Origin of the sequence: Paenibacillus sp. E222, assembly GCF_013401555.1 — a bacterium.
In the GTDB taxonomy this organism is placed as follows: Bacteria; Bacillota; Bacilli; order Paenibacillales; family Paenibacillaceae; genus Paenibacillus.
Genome location: NZ_CP058552.1, coordinates 3,672,985 through 3,693,663, shown reverse-complemented (window position 1 = coordinate 3,693,663; position 20,679 = coordinate 3,672,985). Strand labels below are relative to the sequence as shown.

14 protein-coding genes and 1 pseudogene are annotated in these 20,679 nt (G+C 42.1%); 5 read left to right on the top strand and 10 right to left on the bottom strand.

From position 1 onward, the window contains the following. Positions 1–112 precede the first annotated feature (112 nt). Both HW560_RS16595 and cysK read left to right on the top strand, forming a co-directional pair. On the top strand, positions 113–499 hold the full coding sequence (locus HW560_RS16595) for a YhjD family protein (RefSeq protein ID WP_064636668.1): 387 nt from the start codon (positions 113–115) through the stop codon (positions 497–499). Between the two features lie 280 nt (positions 500–779). Beyond that, positions 780–1,739: a cysteine synthase A gene (cysK, locus tag HW560_RS16590; protein WP_208642733.1), complete on the top strand. Its 960-nt coding sequence runs from the start codon at positions 780–782 to the stop codon at positions 1,737–1,739. A 567-nt stretch (positions 1,740–2,306) separates the two neighbouring features. Here cysK and HW560_RS16585 read toward each other — a convergent pair. Then, positions 2,307–4,289, bottom strand: a complete 1,983-nt coding sequence (locus tag HW560_RS16585) for an ATP-dependent DNA helicase (RefSeq protein ID WP_109998580.1) — start codon at positions 4,287–4,289, stop codon at positions 2,307–2,309. Positions 4,290–4,462: 173 nt separating this feature from the next. On the opposite strand from HW560_RS16585, the pseudogene HW560_RS16580 reads away from it, so the two are divergent. Together HW560_RS16580 and HW560_RS16575 are read left to right on the top strand one after the other, a co-directional pair. Next, a pseudogene (locus HW560_RS16580) lies at positions 4,463–5,962 on the top strand (catalase); the annotation flags it as partial. Between the two features lie 563 nt (positions 5,963–6,525). Further along, positions 6,526–7,881 (top strand): right-handed parallel beta-helix repeat-containing protein, encoded by a 1,356-nt coding sequence (locus tag HW560_RS16575; RefSeq protein ID WP_109998582.1) that lies wholly within the window; start codon positions 6,526–6,528, stop codon positions 7,879–7,881. 223 nt (positions 7,882–8,104) lie between these two features. On the opposite strand, the gene HW560_RS16570 is transcribed toward HW560_RS16575, so the two are convergent. From HW560_RS16570 to HW560_RS16550, 5 genes are all read right to left on the bottom strand, one after another. Beyond that, the gene (locus HW560_RS16570; protein ID WP_082935008.1) at positions 8,105–8,386 is read right to left on the bottom strand and encodes a DUF6809 family protein; all 282 of its coding nucleotides are present in this window, start codon (positions 8,384–8,386) and stop codon (positions 8,105–8,107) included. A gap of 422 nt (positions 8,387–8,808) precedes the next feature. Continuing rightward, positions 8,809–13,368, bottom strand: a complete 4,560-nt coding sequence (locus HW560_RS16565; RefSeq protein ID WP_109998583.1) for a hypothetical protein — start codon at positions 13,366–13,368, stop codon at positions 8,809–8,811. Between the two features lie 505 nt (positions 13,369–13,873). Continuing rightward, positions 13,874–14,359, bottom strand: a complete 486-nt coding sequence (locus HW560_RS16560) for a hypothetical protein (protein WP_109998584.1) — start codon at positions 14,357–14,359, stop codon at positions 13,874–13,876. 3 nt (positions 14,360–14,362) lie between these two features. Then, a complete protein-coding gene (locus tag HW560_RS16555) occupies positions 14,363–15,661 on the bottom strand; it encodes a WXG100 family type VII secretion target (RefSeq protein WP_109998585.1) in 1,299 nt (432 codons plus the stop codon). Between the two features lie 190 nt (positions 15,662–15,851). Then, a complete protein-coding gene (locus HW560_RS16550; protein ID WP_109998586.1) occupies positions 15,852–16,739 on the bottom strand; it encodes an AraC family transcriptional regulator in 888 nt (295 codons plus the stop codon). Positions 16,740–16,953: 214 nt separating this feature from the next. On the opposite strand from HW560_RS16550, the gene HW560_RS16545 reads away from it, so the two are divergent. Beyond that, entirely contained in the window at positions 16,954–17,712 is a 759-nt protein-coding gene (locus tag HW560_RS16545; RefSeq protein WP_244192743.1) for an SDR family NAD(P)-dependent oxidoreductase, read from the top strand. A 317-nt stretch (positions 17,713–18,029) separates the two neighbouring features. On the opposite strand, the gene yaaA is transcribed toward HW560_RS16545, so the two are convergent. The 4 genes from yaaA to HW560_RS16525 all read right to left on the bottom strand — a co-directional run bounded on the left by yaaA (position 18,030) and on the right by HW560_RS16525 (position 20,622). Then, positions 18,030–18,782, bottom strand: coding sequence for a peroxide stress protein YaaA (gene yaaA / locus HW560_RS16540; RefSeq protein ID WP_179263974.1), 753 nt, complete (start codon positions 18,780–18,782; stop codon positions 18,030–18,032). Between the two features lie 333 nt (positions 18,783–19,115). Then, positions 19,116–19,787, bottom strand: coding sequence for a tetratricopeptide repeat protein (locus HW560_RS16535; RefSeq protein ID WP_179263972.1), 672 nt, complete (start codon positions 19,785–19,787; stop codon positions 19,116–19,118). 14 nt (positions 19,788–19,801) lie between these two features. Continuing rightward, positions 19,802–20,023, bottom strand: a complete 222-nt coding sequence (locus HW560_RS34440) for a hypothetical protein (protein WP_179263970.1) — start codon at positions 20,021–20,023, stop codon at positions 19,802–19,804. Next, positions 20,020–20,622: a hypothetical protein gene (locus HW560_RS16525; RefSeq protein WP_179263968.1), complete on the bottom strand. Its 603-nt coding sequence runs from the start codon at positions 20,620–20,622 to the stop codon at positions 20,020–20,022. Before HW560_RS16525 ends, HW560_RS34440 begins: the two co-directional genes overlap by 4 nt. Positions 20,623–20,679 lie beyond the last annotated feature (57 nt).

Sequence of the window (20,679 nt, the reverse complement as noted above, 5' to 3'; positions counted from 1 at the left end):
CAATATTTCTCGGTTGTATTGTGTATCATCATTGCATATATTGATTATAATATAAGAACATACGTTCTGTAAATAAGAACATGTCCGAATTCAAGGTTAAGGAAGTGAAAGTATGTCATCATCCCCTTCCGCCCCATCCCCTGCGGATGAAGACCACCGATTGATTAAAAGCATGGTTGTACGCACCCTGCTGCTGGATGTGCTTGAACGGGATATTCGCACACTGGATACGTTGCAGCTGAAAATGCCAGAGGTCTACATTCTGTCTCTAACCCGCATTCAGAATGATGTACTCAAGGAAATGCTGACGCTTCGCAAACAGATGAGAACTCGTGGTGTCAAGGTTCTGGAGGAGAAGCGGCAAGTCGATGGAATCGAGACCCAGTATCTGTGCAGAGGATATTTGCAGCGGTTCTATATGCTGTGGACGTTTGCGCGGAATGAAGTCAAAAAAGAGCTTAGTCGGCATCTGGATATGGATTTGACCCAGCCGTTATAGCTGATTCATCTGCTTAATGTACCCGTTATCGTTTGAATTCACATTTCTTAGTCCACTTCGTTCGCTTACTTCTCAGACTCCCCACCCTTCTGCCTAATCGAAACAGGTTGACCCCGGGAGGGTGCGTTCATTAAGATAGAATAGACTTGTCTGGACATTCCGTTCAGACTAGCAATGAAAATGGATTCTATAAGCAAACAAGCCTGCCTGCCATTAATGGCGGACAGTCTTGTTCATTGGAATTGCTTTTAACGTCTTATCAATCAAGGAGTTGTACTTCATGGACTTGAATTTGCATTTAATTAAAAATCAACCACCCGCACATACAGGCATTGCCGCAGATGTTACCGAACTGATCGGCCAGACACCTGCCGTCAGACTGAACAGACTTACAGGCAGTGATTCCGCTGACGTATACGTCAAGCTGGAATATTTCAATCCCAGCGGAAGCGTCAAAGACCGTGCCGCCTATAACCTGATCGTTCAGGCTGAACGGGCAGGCCTGCTGCTTCCCGGCGCAACCATTATCGAACCAACCAGCGGCAATACTGGCATCGGTCTGGCGATGAATGCTGCTGCCAAAGGATATAAGGCTATTCTGATCATGCCGGACAACATGTCTAAGGAACGCATCAACATCCTGAAAGCCTATGGCGCAGAAGTCGTACTTACCCCTGCTGCGGAACGGATGCCTGGCGCGATTCGCAAGGCCAAAGAGCTCCAGGCCGACATTCCGGGAAGCTTCATTCCCCAACAATTCGAGAATCAGGCAAACCCGGATATTCACCGGATCACCACGGCTCCCGAAATTATGCAGCAGATGGAAGGCAAGCTGGACGCCTTTATCGCCACGGCGGGAACAGGCGGTACGATCACCGGAACGGGAGAAGAACTGCGCAAGCAGCTGCCGGACATTCGTATCTATGCGGTAGAGCCAAAAGGTTCACCTGTGCTGTCCGGCGGCGAGCCCGGACCCCACAAGCTCGTCGGTACAAGTCCGGGGTTCATTCCGGACATTCTGAATACCGACGTGTGGGATGCCATAATCCAAGTGTCCGATGAGGATGCACTGGATACGATGCGGCAGCTTGCTGCCCGGGAAGGGCTGCTGCTCGGCCCTTCCTCTGGTGCTTCGGTGTGGGCCTCCCTTCGCATCGCGAAGGAACTGGGGCCGGGGCACCGGGTGCTCTGCATTGCGCCTGATACCGGGGAACGGTATTTGAGTATGGGTATTTTTTAACACAGCATAAATCTGTACACATCAAAAAGGGGCTTCCATGTCCCAAAAGTCATGAACCCATAAGTTATAAGCTTGACAGAGGCCCTCCCCTTATGAGCATTCATTTAGTACTCACTCATGTAGTGTTCATTTAGCGCTCATTGCTTCTAATGAACCTGAGACACGCTATTCACTCCTATTTGCGCAGGTCTGACGTGTAACGAATCATAGCGACGTTATTTTTCCATATTCGGGTCGATTTCCAGGTTGAAAGCCATTTTCGGTCGGAATAACGTTACTGAGATTCGTTAGAATTTACATCTCTTCATTATCACCCTAATAAAGTGCGGTAGATTCGTTAGAATGTTGGAGCGATGTGGAGTGAGGGTAAATTCCTCAAAAAAAGAGAATAGAAGTACATTGCAGGAACCATCACAATAAAAAATAAGCTCTTGCTCACATACGGATGGTGCATCCGCAGAGAACAAGAGCTTTTTTCTGATGGGAGCCATTTCGGCCCGGTTAGAACGTATAATCCAATGTACATGTAGGATTTAGTACGATTTTGTATGATTTAGAATTCAGTCATTAGTGTGTCAGGGTTGTCCATTCTACACCTTCGGGAAGCAGAGCCGCAATGCGGTCTTTGGCTTCCTTTTTCGTATGCAGCGATTCATCGAGAATGACCGCAGAACCGGAATCCGTGCTTGTCCGAATCAGACGTCCGAGACCTTGCTTCACACGCAAGAGCATATACGGAAGATCGATCTCTTCATAAGGTGCAGCTGACGCTGTGCGTTTTGCATTGAATACAGGGTCCTGTGGTGGATACGGGAGCGACCAGATCATGACATTGGATAATGACGGTCCTGGAACATCCAGTCCTTCCCACAGATTGACGGAGCACAGCACACTTTCCTCATCCTGCTGGAACGCCGCGATCAGGTCACTAATCTCCCGATCTCCTTCATACATAAAGCGTAACCCTTGAGCCTCAGGCACATGAACGATGTCCTGCTTGAATGCACGCAGCTCTTCCATCGTACGGAACAGAATCAGGGCACGACCCCCACTCTCCTGAAGCAGCGTCACGGCGTCACGCAACCGATTTTCATTTTCCGGGTGACCAGGTACGGTTTCATCGGTAATCTTCATCTGCATTTTGTCCGCGTAATCATATGGAGAAGCCACCGAGAACGATACAAAATCATCAATCCCCAGACTGTCTGCCACATAACGGAATGAACTGTCCACAGATAACGTTGCGGATGAGAAGACAATTGGAATGCCTGTATTGAACACACGCTCGTTCAGAATTTCCTTCACGGTACGCGGCATGATCGATAAGGTTGTCTCGTCTTCGCTCTCTTCAGCCCAGCAGATATACCCATCTTCCTTACGGAACAGCGCAAGGGCAGACTGAATCATGTCCAGATGTTCTTCCACGACACGCATCTGATAGCCATCCAGCGAGAACAATCCGCTCTCAAATACCAATTCTTCGCCAATCGCATCCAAGACGCTGGTCAGACGTTCAATCTCACGCAGCAGCGGCGGTTCTACCCGCACTTCTTTCCGTTCCGATCCGGGAATGGCTACCGTATACGTATCCAGCAGCGCAAACAATCGTTCACTGCTCTCAATCGCTTCATCCACACGCTCCGCGAGGGATTCACGAATCTCGCCTTCAAGCAGACGAGTCACCAGTTCCTCGAAGATGCGGTGTTTCAGTTTGTAGCTCAGTGCGTTCAGGGCCGCTTCTTCCAGCAAATGTCCTTCGTCAAATACAACCGAGCTGTGATCAGGCAGCAGTGGCAATTGTCCCTCGCGTTTGCGCGCTTCATAGGTCCACACATGCTCCATGTAGTAATCATGGGAACAGATGATGATGTCCTTGGAACGGCGGTAATGGTCACGAGACAGCGTCAGACCGCAGCGTTGACGTTTGGGACAAACGAAGCAGTCTTGAAAAGGGTCCCAGTTAATTTTGTTCCACTGGCGATCATTCAGATGTGGATACTGTTTGCGGTCACCATACGGATGGAAGGCCTGAAGCGTACCCGGCGTATTCACAAAATCCGGAAGGCTCTCATGCACTTCTTCAATAACAGGCGCATCCTCATCCGCAAATCTCATCGCACTTAATTTGTTCAGACAGACGTATTGGTCAGGTGACTTGCCCAGACGTGCGTCCACTTCCAAGTCCAGATGTGCAGCCAGCTTCGCAATATCTCCGCCCGGTTTCACCAACTGTTCAATCAAAGATTCATCGGCACAGGCAATCACCGCCGGTTTACCCGTATAACGTGCATAACAGACCGCGTAGAGCAGATAAACTAACGTCTTGCCTGTTCCCACACCAGCCTCAGCCATAATGGTCTTTTTATCTCCATAGGCCCGTTCGAGCTGGTACGCCATAAAAATCTGTTCATCCCGTACCTCGAAGCCGGACTCTGGCAAAATATCGTAAAAAACATCGGCAACCCATTCCCCTAGACGGGATACAAAGGGCTCTGCCGGATCATATGCAAAAGGATAACGTTGTGTAGACAATCCTAGGTCAGCCTCCATTCTTAGACAAGCGGTCCAAATTTCATTTTCCGTTCAAAAAAGGCCGCTGGGCAAAAGTTAATTATCCCACGCCATGAGGCGGGTGACAAGTTTTTTTTAATGAAAACGATGTATAGAACCGACTTGCAGGGAAAATATATATTCGAATCCATCAAAAGGAAAGGCGGTGCTCCATGAATCATCAGTCTTCACAACCTGAGTATTCCTCAGACAAGGCACCTGAGACATTAACGGATCGGCAAGGCCATCCCATCACGGACAATCAGAATGTTCGAACCGTCGGCAGCCGGGGACCGACTACACTGGAGAATTATCACTTTCTCGAAAAGATCACCCATTTTGACCGCGAACGTATTCCGGAACGGGTAGTCCATGCCCGCGGCGCTGGCGCTCATGGCGTATTTCAGGCGTATGGAACGGCCGGGGATGAACCGGTATCGAAGTATACACGCGCACGTCTGTTTCAGGAAAAAGGCAAAGAAACGCCCGTATTTGTTCGCTTCTCTACGGTTATTCACGGTGGACATTCACCAGAGACGCTTCGGGACCCGCGCGGATTTGCTGTGAAATTCTATACCGAGGACGGCAACTGGGATCTGGTGGGCAACAATCTGAAAATCTTTTTCATTCGTGACCCGCTCAAATTCCCGGATATGGTGCATGCCTTCAAGCCAGACCCGTTGACCAATGCACAGGATATGGAACGGTTCTTCGATTTTGTTTCGCTTAGTCCAGAAGCGACCCATATGATTACGTTTCTCTTCTCCCCTTGGGGAATTCCGGCCAACTATCGACAAATGCAGGGGTCAGGCGTCAATACATACAAATGGGTAAATCAGGAAGGCACAGGCGTGCTCATTAAATATCATTGGGAACCGCTCAATCAAGGCATACACAACCTGCTCCAGAAGGACGCCAGCGATATTCAGGGGCAGAACTTTAACCATGCTACACTGGACCTGTATCACGCCATTGAACAAGGGGACTACCCGGAATGGGAGTTGTGCGTTCAGGTTATGGAGGATGGCGAGCATCCCGAATTGGATTTTGATCCGCTGGACCCGACCAAGCTGTGGCCGCCAGAGCAGTTTCCGTTTTTACCCGTTGGGAAAATGACCCTAAACCGCAATCCCGAAGACTACTTCAATGAAGTGGAACAAGCAGCGTTTGGCACAGGAGTGCTGGTGGATGGACTGGATTTCTCAGATGACAAACTGCTGCAAGGCCGCACCTTCTCCTACTCGGATACCCAGCGTCACCGAGTGGGGGCCAACTATCTGCAACTGCCCGTCAATGCACCGAAAAAGCGGGTAGCCACCAATCAGAGCGGCGGGCAGATGCAATATCAGGTGGATCGTGCACCGGGTCAGAATCCGCATGTGAACTACGAGCCATCCTCCCTTGGTGGATTAAAAGAAGCTACACCACGCGGCCCGGAACATGAACCGTTGGTGGAGGGCAGGCTAGTGCGTGAGAAGATCGAACGTACGAATGATTTCGGACAAGCCGGGGATACCTACCGTTCGTTTGAAGATTGGGAGCGAGACGAGCTGATCAGCAACCTGGTAGATGCTTTAGCCACATGCAAACCGGATATCCGCGAGCGCATGATCTCCCATTTCACACAGGCGGATGCTGATTATGGGCGCCGGGTAGCGGAAGGATTATCCTCCGTCTCAACGGATGACAGTGCTACGGTTCAGCCCAAGCATGAGCCCACAGTGGAACAGGCCGCCAAGCGAAGTCATGAAGCAGATCCATATTAAGCACTGGATGGTTTAGTTAAGGCGTATTTTAAAGTAAGGGACATGTTATATAGGAAACATATGGGCTCGTTCATTAACCCTCGGTAGCAAAGACTGCTTGCGCAGCTTGCTATCGGGGGTATTTGGCGTTTCAACCTGAGCAGCCTGTGAGCTGATCACGCGAGGCTCTTCTATTTTAAATATTTTTAAAGTTGATTTCAGATGATTAGAGGTATGGATCATGCCGTTTGCCGGGAAAAGGGGCTCTTCCTACGTTCATTTCAGATGATCCCCTGTTAAATGAGGGACATGAACTGAGCGCAGGATTATGCGCTGCTCACATGAACTTCCATTTTCGACCAGTTATACGAGGCTTGTCAGCAGGTTGAGTCCATCTGATCAAATGATTATTGATGATAACGTTTACAGCATTTACCATGAACCTGTGTCCTCTAGGACTTCATTTCCCAATTACTAAGGAGGTTGGCCTAATGAAATTATTCCCTATTACTTCTGTTCATGCATCATCCCAACGTTCGCTGAAATCGAAAATGACTCACATCTGCCTAAGTGCCGCGTTCCCTCTATTATTACTCGGCGGTGGATCGGCTGGTGCGGCGGAATTGATCGATAGCGGACTGCAAAATTCCTCTGATTCCGTGGCTGCCTCCAGCACTGCACTCGCCGCAGGTGATCTATATGTCGCTCCTGGCGGCTCGGCCAGCAATCCCGGAACCCTTGCGAGTCCTACGTCACTGGCTAACGCGCTGACCCAGATCGCACCGGGCAAAACGATATATCTGCGCGGCGGCACCTACAGCTTCTCGGAAACGGTTACGATTGAGCGAGGCAACAGTGGTACATCAGGACAGCGCAAAAATCTGGTGGCGTACGGATCGGAAAAGCCTGTCTTTGATTTCTCGGCACAAGCCTTCGCCTCCACCAATCGCGGGCTGCAAATGTTCGGAGACTACTGGCTCGTCAAAGGACTTGAAGTGAAGGGTGCGGGCGACAACGGTATCTTTATCGGGGGCAGCTACAATCGCCTGGAACAGATCGAAGCTCATCACAACCGGGATACTGGCATCCAGCTCGGCCGTTATGCTTCGACTGCGGTAAACAGCGAATGGCCTGCCTATAACGAGATTATTCGCTCCTATTCCCATGATAACTATGACCCGGATGACGGCGAGGATGCCGACGGTTTTGCTGCCAAATTGACGGTAGGTCCTGGCAACCTGTTCGATGGTTGTATCGCTGCCTATAATGTAGACGATGGCTGGGATCTCTATAGCAAAACAGATACTGGCGCCATCGGCGTCGTGACGATCCGCAACAGCATCTCCCATCACAACGGGCAGACTTCGGATGGTACATCCACCTCCAACAGTGACGGTAACGGCTTCAAACTGGGCGGCGAGAAAATCGCAGTGAATCATATTGTCGAGAACAGCATTGCTTTTCAAAATAAAAAGCACGGCTTCACCTATAACAGCAATCCCGGTTCCATTCAGATAAAAAACAATACGTCCTGGCAAAATGGTCAAAGCAACTTTGCCTTTGATGTAGGCACACATATCTTCACCAACAACCTGTCCTTCGAAGGCGGCGCCAGCGACAAAACCAGCGGAACCGACGTCAGCAGCACCAACGTCTGGTGGAAGAACAAAAAGAGTGTCAACGACAAAGGCCTGCTCGCCAGCGCAGCCGACTTTGTGTCCCTCGTGCCTTCGGTGACACGCAGTGCGGATGGGACGCCTGTGCTGGGCAATTTCCTCAAGCTTGCGGGTGGTAGTGATCTGATTGGGTCTGGAACGCCAGCGGGTACGAATATTGGGGCAAGGTAGGTTATAGTTAGACAGATGTAGGTAAATAAGTGCAGGATTAGGCACAAAATCCCCTTTCCATGCCAGCCTGATTGCTGGTGATGGATAAGGGGATTTGTGGTTTTTTGAATGACCGGGCAATCAACAGTTAATGCTGGTTGCTTATGTTTTCGAATATTTTAGGGCTGGTTTTGAAAGGTTACATCTGCCCTGCTCGCGTATAGGTTGGGTTAATCGTTTGCGCTCATGCTCTGCACAAAACCTCGATCATCAGCCTACCGCCTGTGCGGAAACCTTGCTCAAACGCTGCTTCCACGTACATGGACGTCGATTGCCCGATTAAGTCTACCAATTCTTCCAATGCATCGTATTCGTTCTCCGTATGCTGTGTCTTATAGTTCTGCATCAGGTCCGATATTCGGCGATTGATCTCCTGATACTCGGCATGCTCAGGATGAATCGACTCGTCCAACCGCAGGTTTCCGTGAAACAAATCCTCGATCAGGTTTGACATGTTATCTTTCATGGTAAGGTCACCTCATGAAGATTGTATATCAAGGGAAGAGCTGAGATGGGAATTTAGCGGGAAATCCACTAGTGTTTTTTATTGATCCAAAGTTAAACCTTACCTCAAACACCAATTTTACGCTTATCTTGCTGTGGTGAACGTGTTTATGACACTGCGAACGGGATACTGAATATTCCAAAAGCTATTCTTGATTAAGCTGGCTGATTATAATCAGACTAGAAGATAATCTATTGAATCGGACGGTTGTAAGGAAACCTTATCCTTGTAAACTAAAAATTCATACTTGGCGAAGAAAATGATAATGGACTCGTATCCCACGCTCATCAAGACGTTTGCAAAGCAAAAAGACGTAACTGGACTAGTCGTTCACAGGAAACAGTCCAGTCAGGTCTTATTTCGCTCAAACTTTCACTCTCTTTTTATCTTTGCATCATTTCATGGCTTAGTCTTCTCACAGGTCCAATCTGCTTTTCAAACATTAAATCCCAAATATCTAGACATTCTTGTGCTATACATTTTATCTCTGTTCTCGTATCTTCAATAGTTTCATCATATAGTCCAATAACTAATTTAGAGATATCATCATGGATACCCCATAGACCTTCATATCCTCTAGTATCATTCTGAATTAAATGACGACTCATTGATAATATTATATCTTTGAATTCAACTACCGATTTTGCCTCTTCTTCGAGATAATTTACAAATGCATGCAACGTTCTACGACTCAAATCTGAACTCATTAGTTCAATTAGAAAATCCTTATCTCTCTCCAAATCGATTAAATTATCATAAAATAATCTTGAGATCGGCATTTCTAAATCTAAAGTGCTTGTTTTAAATTTAAGAATAATATTTTTAGCTAATGCATTGTACTCTTCTTTATCAAAATACAACATAACCATATAAATAATTTCCTCAGCTTGTAATTTACTCATATTATCTACGTTTGCCATTTCATCAACAAAATCATTTTTAATGATAAACATTTCAGATAAACAATGCGCCCCTGATCTAATTAGTTGATCGTCTTCAGAATTGTAACATTGCTTGATAATATTGATTATTCTTTGACGATATCGTGGATATAACAAATAAAACATATTTCTTGTATCATGGAATCCAGCTAATCGATAATCTTGTTCATAAAGATAAAGGATTTTTTCAGATGCCCAATCCCTATCAATGTTGTATGAGGGCCATAGAGCGAATAGGCTTGCATACCTCACTGCTGGGTTTTCATCAGATACTAACTTTCCAATGGTATCTTTAAACTCACTGAAAAGATCACTTTTTTTCCATAGTAAGTTAGCTATGGCTTGAGCTGCTTCACCTCTCACACAATTTATTGCATTGCTTTGTAACATATCAAAGCTACGCATTTCTTTATCTTCATTATTGGTCACATTTGGCTTTCCAATTTCCGGATTTTTGTGTTTAATTGCAATATCCTTAAGTGAATCCAGTATCTCCTGTGACCATCTTACATCATCACTTTTCTCAATCATTGTACATACAGAATTTGCTCTATATGAAGTGAAGTCAAATGAAAATTTCAAAATCATCGATTCTAGTAGTTCTAATGGAATATTATTAAATGTTTTACTCTGAGCTACTCCATTGAATAGAGCATCAATGTAAATTTCCGGTATTGTATCACTACATGAGAGTAATAACTTTATCATTCTTTCTGGTTCTTCAGAAACGGTAGTCCTTAAGTTACTTGAAAAGGATTCTATTGAACTTTCTAGAAAACCTCCAGGAACCTCATTCCAACGCGAACCACCTTTTGTTCTTAGTTTTTGATTAGTCAATATAGCAATCCATCTTTTATCACTAAGCTTCTTCCCAGCAATAGGCGAACTTACAGAGCCACTGTGTCCGTTAGAATACATATATAAAGTAGTTTCATTTTTAAATCTTCGCCGTAACACATGAATCAGATCTTTGGCTTTTTCGCTAAGCTGATTCAATGGCAATGCTTCAAGGATTTCTTTTTGTAAGTCCCCCCAAAAACTCCAGTAAACTATCGATCCATTATTCTCTCGGTTATATTCAATTCTACGTTGATATAGTCTTCTAGCTAACGGGGATACATAACTAATAACCGTCTTTTCTAGTAACTCAAAAATAGGTGAACTACAGTGTTCAGAATGTCTTGCCAGAACTTCTTTAGCTAGTAACAGCCGATCTCCGTTACCACTAGTGTTATCGAATATGTTATTGTCAAAATCATCACATAAAAATTCAATAATAGAATCGCTATATGAATACGGTAATTTGAGCATTCCATCTAAAATAATTTCGTTGTATAGGTCGTTTCCTTTACCCATATATCCTTTATAACGTTCCCAAAATGTTTCTGGATTTGATAAAATTATTGCCGTATTTGCTTTTTTTATGATCTGAATACAAGCTCGTTCAAGACCATTTATGTGTGAATACCTTGCAGACCAATCATTAAAAGATGAAATTTCGTTCTCTATAGTTGGAACATAAGGTAGTAGTAAATTAATAACTTCGCTACCTTCCTGAATTAGAAATTCCGAATCTTCCAGTAAAAATTCTTCTTCGTATCTATACAAAGTTTGAGCATGACGCTTCAGTTTATTTTCTAAAAGAAATGCAAACACCCGTATTGTTCTCATCTCGCATTTTTTTAGCATTGCCTTAAAGTCAAGATAGTTTTCTGCCATGTTCGGATATCGGCGATAAAATTTCATTCTCAATTCGAACATCTCGTCAATATCCATATTAATATCATGTAAGAAACATCGCATGAAATTAGTATCATCTTCTTGTGATTGAAATGCATGTTTCTCTATAAATAGTGCATCTTCTACTTCATATTCAGGTGATTTACTAATAAAAAGATTAATTACTGTCTGTTTCTTCTCTGTATCTTCAAACCATCGATCAAGAATACCTTTGTTTCTAAGTAAATTAATATATTGAGGTTTGAAATTTACTACATTATTAATTATATGAGAAGCAAACATCTCATTTTCACAGTTATCAATTATATAATTTTGTACATTATGATCTAAATGTTCCAGTTGATTTAATATTTCAAAAAAAACAAACTTGACACTGTATCGGATATTCTCAGACGCAAGAATCTTTTGTCCAGCAACAAGAAAATCTGCACTGTCAAACTCCACTAAATTTTGTAACATCATCTGAACTTGATATCTTCTTCCAGGTGTTTGCTTCTCCTTGTCGCCAATAACATTTAATATGTTTTCGTTCTCATAATATTGTTTCAGCATCATCTCAGCTAAAAAGCAATCTAATATTGATTGATGAGCAAAAGAAATTTTATTTCCTTGTAACATCAGGAAACCGTTTGAAGATAAAAACTCCAAACTTGACCTGTTGACACTTAATAAATTTATAGGAATAGATATTCTACCTAATTTATCAAAATGCTTAATCAGTTGCTCCTTAGTTTCATTAAGAGATCCCTCATTAAGTCCAAATTCAAAACATCTTTTTTCTAATTGTCTCCACCATTCTAAGACCAGATGATTTGCCGTTGAACATTCATTATATTCACTAGTATTATCCAAGTGTTTCCAAATATAAAGATTACTTGGAACTCGTAATACTTCTTTCAATTTTCTTGTCAAGTTCTCATAACGATTACCGACAATAACTTTGACCGAATCATCGGGCAATTCGTTGATTTGAATCTTATTCCAATGCAAAGCTGTTTTTTTGTTATTATCGGTTTTGAAAAGAGATTTAATATTATTATCATTTTCCAAGTCATATGTTCTACATACAAAAACTACTGAAATCTTATTTTCTCTTTCTAAATTTACTCTTTCAACTTGATCTATAATTTGAGTACACACCAATAGAGCATCCCTTGAGTGTGCTTGAGTCCAACGTAGTGCATCTAACTGATCTAAAATAATCACAGCACTCTCAGTCTTGGAAACACTATGGATACAATGAACTATAGAAGATGGCAACCCTAAATCTTCACCCCATTTCTGAGCACTTACACTTGGAGTACGCTTATCTAATTTTAAAGCTATAAACGTTATAGCATTTTCTTGACAATAGTTAATAATGTCTTCTGTACAACCGCTTTTTCCTCTCCCAGCTTTTCCATGTATTATTAATGATTCGCCTGAACTTATTGCTTTTCTGCTCTCATAAAACTCCTTTCTTTCTATAAGTTTATTATTTAATGGAAGAAATAAAGAGGTATATTCACGATTTAGCTCTTCAAATCGTGGGATAATTCGTTTGTCTAATGCAAGATTTTTTAAAATCATTTTTCTTCCATTAATTAACTGATAAATTACGGATGGAGTAATTGGTTTCCCTAAGATATCTCCGTCTATAACCCAAGTAGCCAACGTTTCATATATCTCATTTTCGTCACCCAGAAAAAGGTAATTAATTCTGGATAATATCGTTCTTTTTAAATCACTATCTGAAGTCTGACGATACGATATTCTCTTCAGAAGTGAAATGCACTTTATTAAATCATGATCCACTTGAGGGATCAATTCCATTGATTTGCAAAAATAATCAAAGAAGCTTCTCAGTTCTTTACTGGCAGTAAGTATTTGAAATTGATAAAAGTCCTGAGGGGACGTGCTTGTATTATTTGCTCTATTAATTAGATCTTCTAATAGGGTAAATGCTAACGGAGATACTAATGAAACTGTGTTAGACTCATTTCTTTCTAATTGGAACTTCCAATTTGTGAAGATTCCTTTTGCATTAGCTGTGCCATAATCCCAATATTCTTTACTCGCATTTCGTCCTTTACATTGCTGTGCTTCCCTAGTGCCATTCTTTAGTCCGACCCAGATATCAACTCCTTGCTCGTCATCTCCGAGAGCTTCTAATGTAATATAATCTAGTCTTTCATCTAATACTTCAAGAATCTGATTTACTGTCCATCGAATTTCAAATTTATTTCCACTTTTATCCGATCTTCCTCCTAATTCATACGGCATACTTAACACCTCCGTTCTGAGACATTATCTTATTGAAAAAAAAGCTTAATAACTGGATTCGCTCAAAAAAGTTCCATTAAATGTAAAAAGAGACACCTTTGACTCTTTACGTAAAATAGAAGTACCGCCAACCACTCTACGCAGAGGTGCAAAAGATATGTCTCATAATTATACATTACTAACTTGTTTAACTTACAAATATTTTAAGTGAGTATTAGCAGGTATACTAAAATTCAATCTTCTTTTCACGCCATCTATTAAATTGATAGTATCCTCTTTTTCCCTCTGGATGCTTCTCCACGTAATTCTCACTGTAAATCATAAAATATTGTATAAAATTCATCATATTCTATGACTGAGATTACATCTTAATCATAGCTAGAGACTCTCCAATAAAACACACTTTCTGATCTTCCTCTTATGGAATCATCAATTATCTCTTCCTAAATATTAATCGGAATGCAGGATCAACATTCTTTATGTTCCCTTTGTCATGACTTAGAAATTAGTCTTTGGGATTTTTATAACACCAATCCGGGTCGTACGGTAAAGATTTCAGTTTTTGTATGTCCTCCCGGCTGTATACCCAATCATTGTCTGCAATCCAAAAATAATCATCAGGATTCAGCTTGAGATATTCATAAATAAAATGAAGTATTAACTCTTGATTACCATAGATATCCTCAATGTGCCCGACCTGGCATAGTGATTCGTTAGGATCTAAACCTAAATCTTCGTGATAATAAAATTCAGTGCTTAGGCTACTAATGCTGTGAATATGGAAAATCAATGAGGATTCATTGTCCCCTGTAAATGACTTATGATTAATATTCAGCGTTGTATACAAAAATTCTCCTTCATTTGTATATGTTTTATTGTTATAGAAATAAAGAGCTGCGTCCGCATGAAAAGCTGCAACAATAGTATCAGCTAGAAGCTGCTCTGGAGAATATTTATCTTTCTTTGTTAAAATAACAGCTGAAGTCCCCATGTTTTACTTCAATACCCCCTTGAGTTCATCTAAAGAGTTCACAATAGTAACACCTTTAGATTTGATTAATTCCAATTTTATCAAATCATTCGGATGTGGATTAGTCAACGGCTTGTCAATATATAAAATAACTTTTTTCTGATCATAGTTAAAGAAATCTTGGTGTTTTACATTAACATATTTATCAAACTGTTCCACATCTGTGATGGCTTTCAATGATTTTTTAACTTCAATAATCTCATGTTTAGTTACTATGTCAAAATCTCCTGCAGGATTACCATCAGCTCTTTGAATTTTTTGGCTGAAGGCTGTAACTTCCTTACTTTCTCTTACAGCGTAAGCAGCTTTGGCTTCAGTTGCTTTTCCTGAGTCCTTACTGTTTAACAATTGATCAATGTCTCGATTAATATTTTTGGGATGCTGATCATCCCAATGCAGCACATTACCGACTGGATTGGTGTATGTCGTTTTGTTTCCTTCTTTAACTATACTACCGATGTTAGAAGCTTGCCCTGTGACCTCAGAACCCTTCTTTTGCCCATTCGCTTTCCTTGATTCAGCCGCTTCCAAATTCTTTTTAATCTTCGCCACAGCTGGATGAGAAGAAGGTAAGCGAAACGGCCCTTTGCCACCCGGCATACTCCCGCGAACCATCTGAAATGCCATAAATAGCTGACTGAACTTCAGAGAAGTCAACATGATCTGAGCATACTTATCGGATACAGGCTCGCCTGTGAAAGGATGGATTCTATTTTCAAAAGCTTTAATCTGTAAAGCATTAAGATCTTCCCCCGGCTCTTCCGCATGACCTGCTTGCATCCGGTTGATATCCAAATGCCCCTGATCCTTCTGATATGCCTGCAGAGAGGCCTGATCGGGAACACCATTCTCGTTTACTGGCATCCACATCAGCCGACCATAGATATTGATTTGAGCCATCTGGTAGCCCTTATCACCCGAACCCGCATCACTCCCTGTGCTCTTCATCATTGCTGCCGCACCAACAGCACCAATAACACTACCCAGACTGCTCTTCTCCGCATCTGCATGCTCAAACCGTGTCGCAATATCCTTTAACTCTTTCGAAGTATACACCATTCTCTCCAGTGCTTTCTGTAGTAAGGGACGCGACCGCGCAAAATCATCATAAAAACGCTCCTGTGTCACACCCATCCACATGGCTTGAAGGAACATAATCTGCCTGGAGAGATTATCTTGAATATGCTCCAATTGTTGCCTCGCCTGATCCACCTGACCTGACAAGTAATGTAACTGCTCAGGGGTAACTTTAATTGTACTCATCTGTTTTCACCGCTCATTTGATATGGGATAAAACTATGTTAGCAGAAGTTTAATGGCAATTTCATCCGGCTAACCTCCTGATTTCAATTCATGAATCCACTCTCTCAATGTTGAGCTTCCATACTATGGTCCTACAGTTTAATGGGAACATTGTTTCCGTCCAGATTAATGCTAATGATCCCAGGCTTGTCTACTCCCTTGCATGTTCGATTCGTCTTAGTTTCTCCGTATCTCGAGCTGGAGATAAACCGAAGAAGCGGGAATATTCGCGATTAAACTGCGAGGCACTCTGATAGCCAACCTGATATGCAGCACTGGCTACTGCATAACCCTCAAAAGCAATGAGGTTCCTAGCCTCCAAAAGCCTTAATTGCTTTTGAAATTGAATAGGACTTAATCCCGTTGCACTTTTAAACTGACGATGAAAGGTATTTATAGCCATACCCGATTTTGATGCCATCTCACTGATGTCTATGGGCCTCATAAAATTATCGCGAAACCATTTTACAATTTGAGAAATCTTGGCGAAGTTACTTTCCCTCATACCCAGTTGTCTCAGATACCATCCTTGCGGTCCCATCAGAACGCGATAAAGGATTTCACGTTCATAAGCCGGTGCAAGAGCGGGAATATCTCTGGTTGACTTAGTTAATCGCAATAAGCGTAGCCATGCCTCCATGAATTCAAGATCCATCTCACAAGCTGCGAACTGCACAGAAGAAGTTGGAATTAGATTTTCAGGCAGATCTCTTAATAAGCGTTGAAGAACATTCTGATTTATCGCAAGACCAAGAGACATGTAAGGGCCGCCATTCCTATCTGGATGCACACTCGCCGTTGCAGGAACATGTATCGGCAGAACATAATATGAGGGGCCTCCCAGTGTAGTTCTGCGCTCCCCGATTGAAAGCATCTTTGTTCCTTGAACCGTAAAACCAATCATCGGCTCGTAGAGTGCTGCAAGCTGATGTGCGGGAATATCTCCCTTAATCATGCTCAGCCCTGGAACTTCGGTTTCAATCGGTCGAGTACCTGCACATTTCATTAATTCGATAATTTCATCCATAATTTTATTCATGCACCTATCTTATCAAATGAATCTGCATCCCTCAACACAGCTCTGAAATGAAGCAGCATTTTTAGGCTCTTCTGATGTTATAAAATAACGATATTCTCTGCTCATTACAAATACATGTGGTGGTTTTAGGCAATTTAAAGGTGTGATTAGATCTATATAATTTCCGCAGAGAAGACTAAAATAAAGTCCAGATCGATCACAAGAAAGGGTGGATATGATGAAAATTGCAATCGTAACAGGTGGAAGTAATGGCATTGGAAAAGCGACGGCCCTGGAGCTAGGCAAGCGCGGAATTAGCGTGATTCTCACATATAATTCCTATAAGGACAGAGCAGAAGCGGTCGTTAAGGAAGTGGAGCAAAATACAGGAGTTCGGGCTGTAGCACTGAAGTTAAATCTGACCCAAATATCAACATTCGAAGGTTTCGCCTTAGAAGTCAAACAGTACCTGAACGATATCTGGGACAGAACGACTTTTGATTACTTAGTTAATAATGGTGGTATTGGCGGACCTATGATGTTCAATGAGATGACCGAAGAATACTTCGACAACATTCTTAATACGAACTTTAAAGGACCCGTTTTTTTAACACAACACCTTGTGCGATTTATGGATGATCATGGAGCCATCGTTAATACTACGAGTTCTTCCAAGAACCAATCATTCCCAGGTTACTCTGCCTACGGCTCGTTAAAAGCAGCCTTCTCCACATGGACTCGTTATATCGCCAAAGAACTTGCACCTCGCAACATTCGGGTCAACGCCGTTTCTCCCGGCCCTACGCACAGCAATTTCGGCGATGGCGTATTCGATAAGCATCCCGAATTCATCAAACCACTGGCTGAGCAATCTGTATTTGGCAGAATAGGCCAACCTGAAGATCTTGCGAAGGTCATTGTGAACGTATTGTCCGATGATTTCGGCTGGGTCACAGCTCAAGACATTGAAGTGTCTGGCGGACATTTGCTTTAAACGTGTTGGAACGACATGGGGGGACGCCATCTTGAAGAAACGCCAGAGGCTAAACATTGACACCAATCCAACTCTCACATAATTTTAAAAATCGAGAAAACAAAGATTACATTTCTAGCTGTATATAATACGAAAAACTGCCCACTGTAATTCTTGTTACACTCCCATCATAGTAGACAGTAGAAATAACTCTACTATGATGGGAGTTTTGTATGCCAGAGGAAGCCAATGTCATATGAAATCAAGATTCATGTTGTACAGCGTTTTGATTAACGACAATAAACCACTCTTCTCATATATAATTGGCACACTAATGACTATTTTCCCTCTGAATATATAAATACATAATTCCCTTCATCCGAGTTCTCTTCTGAGAAAACAAAACCTAACCGATCAAAGTTTCTAATATGCCTCACATCTGTAATCTTCCGGTCTGCCATATAACGTACCATCTCACCTCTGGCCATCTTGGCCCGCGTTGCCTTTTCAACAAGCTTCCCATCGACCATTTGTCCGAATACACATGTAATGAACCGGGTTTCCTCACTCAGAAACGGTAAAATATTTTTGCTATACTCTTTGGAAGCCAGATTCAGAATACAGTTGCTTTCCGCTTGAAGCTGATCTGCCAACTTGCTGCCCCAGAACTGATAGAGCGATTTGAAACCTGGACCTTGCAGCCTGCCCTGCATCTCCAAGCGATAAGGGGTAACCCCATCCAAAGGCCGCAACATGCCATAAAAACCGGATAAGATACGTAAATGCTGCTGAAGATACGCCAGTTCCTCATGTTGAAAAACACCTGGCGCCATATATTGATACTGAATGCCCTCATAGGCATAGATGGCTGGCGTAAGATTTGCTTTTATATTCATATTCCTAATCCGCTCCACGTTCTGTTCGGCGATTGCATCGTTACACTTCCACATTGTTTTGAGCTCGTCATAGGATAACTTTTGAAGCAAACTCAATAGCTGTTCTGACTCGTTTATAAATTGCGGCATCTGCGCGATAGCCATATGATCGGTATCGATCTTCATCTTTTTAGCTGGTGATATGATCATTCTCATCGTGCTGATCCATCCTTAATCTACCGTTGTTATTGTCGTTATTCATTGTAAAGGATTGATCAGGTGTATCCAATGTTAAACCCCTTCACTTGTCATGGTCCTTTGAAAAGACTCAAACACGAACAAACCAGCCCGCTAATGGACTGGCTTATTCATTACATTTTGTAAATTTAAGTTAAAAATTATTTATACTTTAAATAAGAATCAAGGGTTAGTTGTACCCATTGTATAACCTTTGAAACGTGTGAGTACCTGAATTTAATCAATTCGCATTCTTCTATCGACTATAGACCAACTGTGTTTTTATGCTGATTCCTCTTTCAAAAAAGAAATTTAGGTAGTTGTTAAATTAACAATTGAATTGTATCTTCCCTCCGTCATAAAGACGCCAGTAATTCGTTCATTAATAAACCTAATTACATCTAGTGAGTCATAATCTTCGTAACATGTATCTTCCTTATAAATAAGTTTAACATTAGCCAATCCACTCTGAATTAATAGTTTTCCTTTATCCATTTCTCCATTTTGTAAATAATAGCTTCCTAAATCAAGCCAATTCATTACAAGATAATCACATGTTTTAATTGATTGATCAACAAGAGTAACAAACTTATTTTTGTTTGTAGATTCGTAATGCCATGCCATCAAATACAATATAATGGCTTTCGTTTGTGTATCACTGGAGTTTTTCTTTAATTGCATTAATTTTTCAAGTTGGAAATCATTCATTCCACCCATAAACCATTCACTGAAAAAACTTGAAAGTATTGTGAAATATGAAACATTATCATTGTACTCCATTGCCGAATCTAACAATGATATAGCTCTTTGATAATCTCCAAAAGGAGGTAATGTTTGCAATAAGACTACTCTTGCCCATGCATCTACGTCCTGAGGAAACTTATTTAAATAGTCAAGAATTAACTTCTCTGCTTCTTCCATGGACTCTCCAGTCGACTGATTCACTAACCCATTGACAATATTCTGAATGGACAAATCATTCATCAAAATCCTCATTTCTAATTAATTTGGTTACCAAGAATACGAGTAGACTTGCCCATAAAGGCATCTACATTAATTATGGTGCCGTTCTTGTCAGCAAAAAACCTAATTGTTACATCGTGACCGTTGATTTTTGTAAACATCTGGTTCGAACCTATTTTAATTTTACTAGGATTAACTTGCCCTATCTTACTAGTTACACTGTTAAAAATAGACAATCTATCTTTCCCGAGTTTCATGATCCCTTTTTTAATGTGATCCTGAGAAAACACATGGGATTCATACCGTTTAAAGTAAACGGATTCTGACCCGTCGAGGTGATCACAGCTGTATAACCTGAACCTACTGATAAACCACTAGTAGAGTCCATATTTTCGCCCATGATGCTGCCATCTGGTCTATAAATAACGTAATCGTATGCACTACTTCTTGAGGTCGCCGCATTCGTACTTAACGATCTTGTCGCACTTCCGTTATTCGTGAACGTATAGGAATCTCCAGGGCTCATGGTCAAAGTTTCGTCTGCCATGGCCATAGCTTGAGGAGAGAAAGAGTTTTCCCCGTATGTATCATCAGTTACTGTCGGCGCATCTTCTACATCTTCAACGTCCTCGTCTACACCTTCCGGTTCTTCATGGACGTCTGGATCAATACCATCCAGATATTCGTCGTCTGTTAAAACTGATTCCTCCATAGTAACATCTTCATTCCCCGCGCTACTTTCAGTTGTTATTATGGTATCCGATTGATCCGAAAGCGCATAACCGCTGGTCGGATACATGGTTCCAATCAACAACAAAGCCATCAGAAAAACAATAAAACCTTTTCTTAAAATCATGGAATTTATATTCCTCCTTTATGTTTTTTCTCCATTCCCTTCCTAAACAGATGTGTA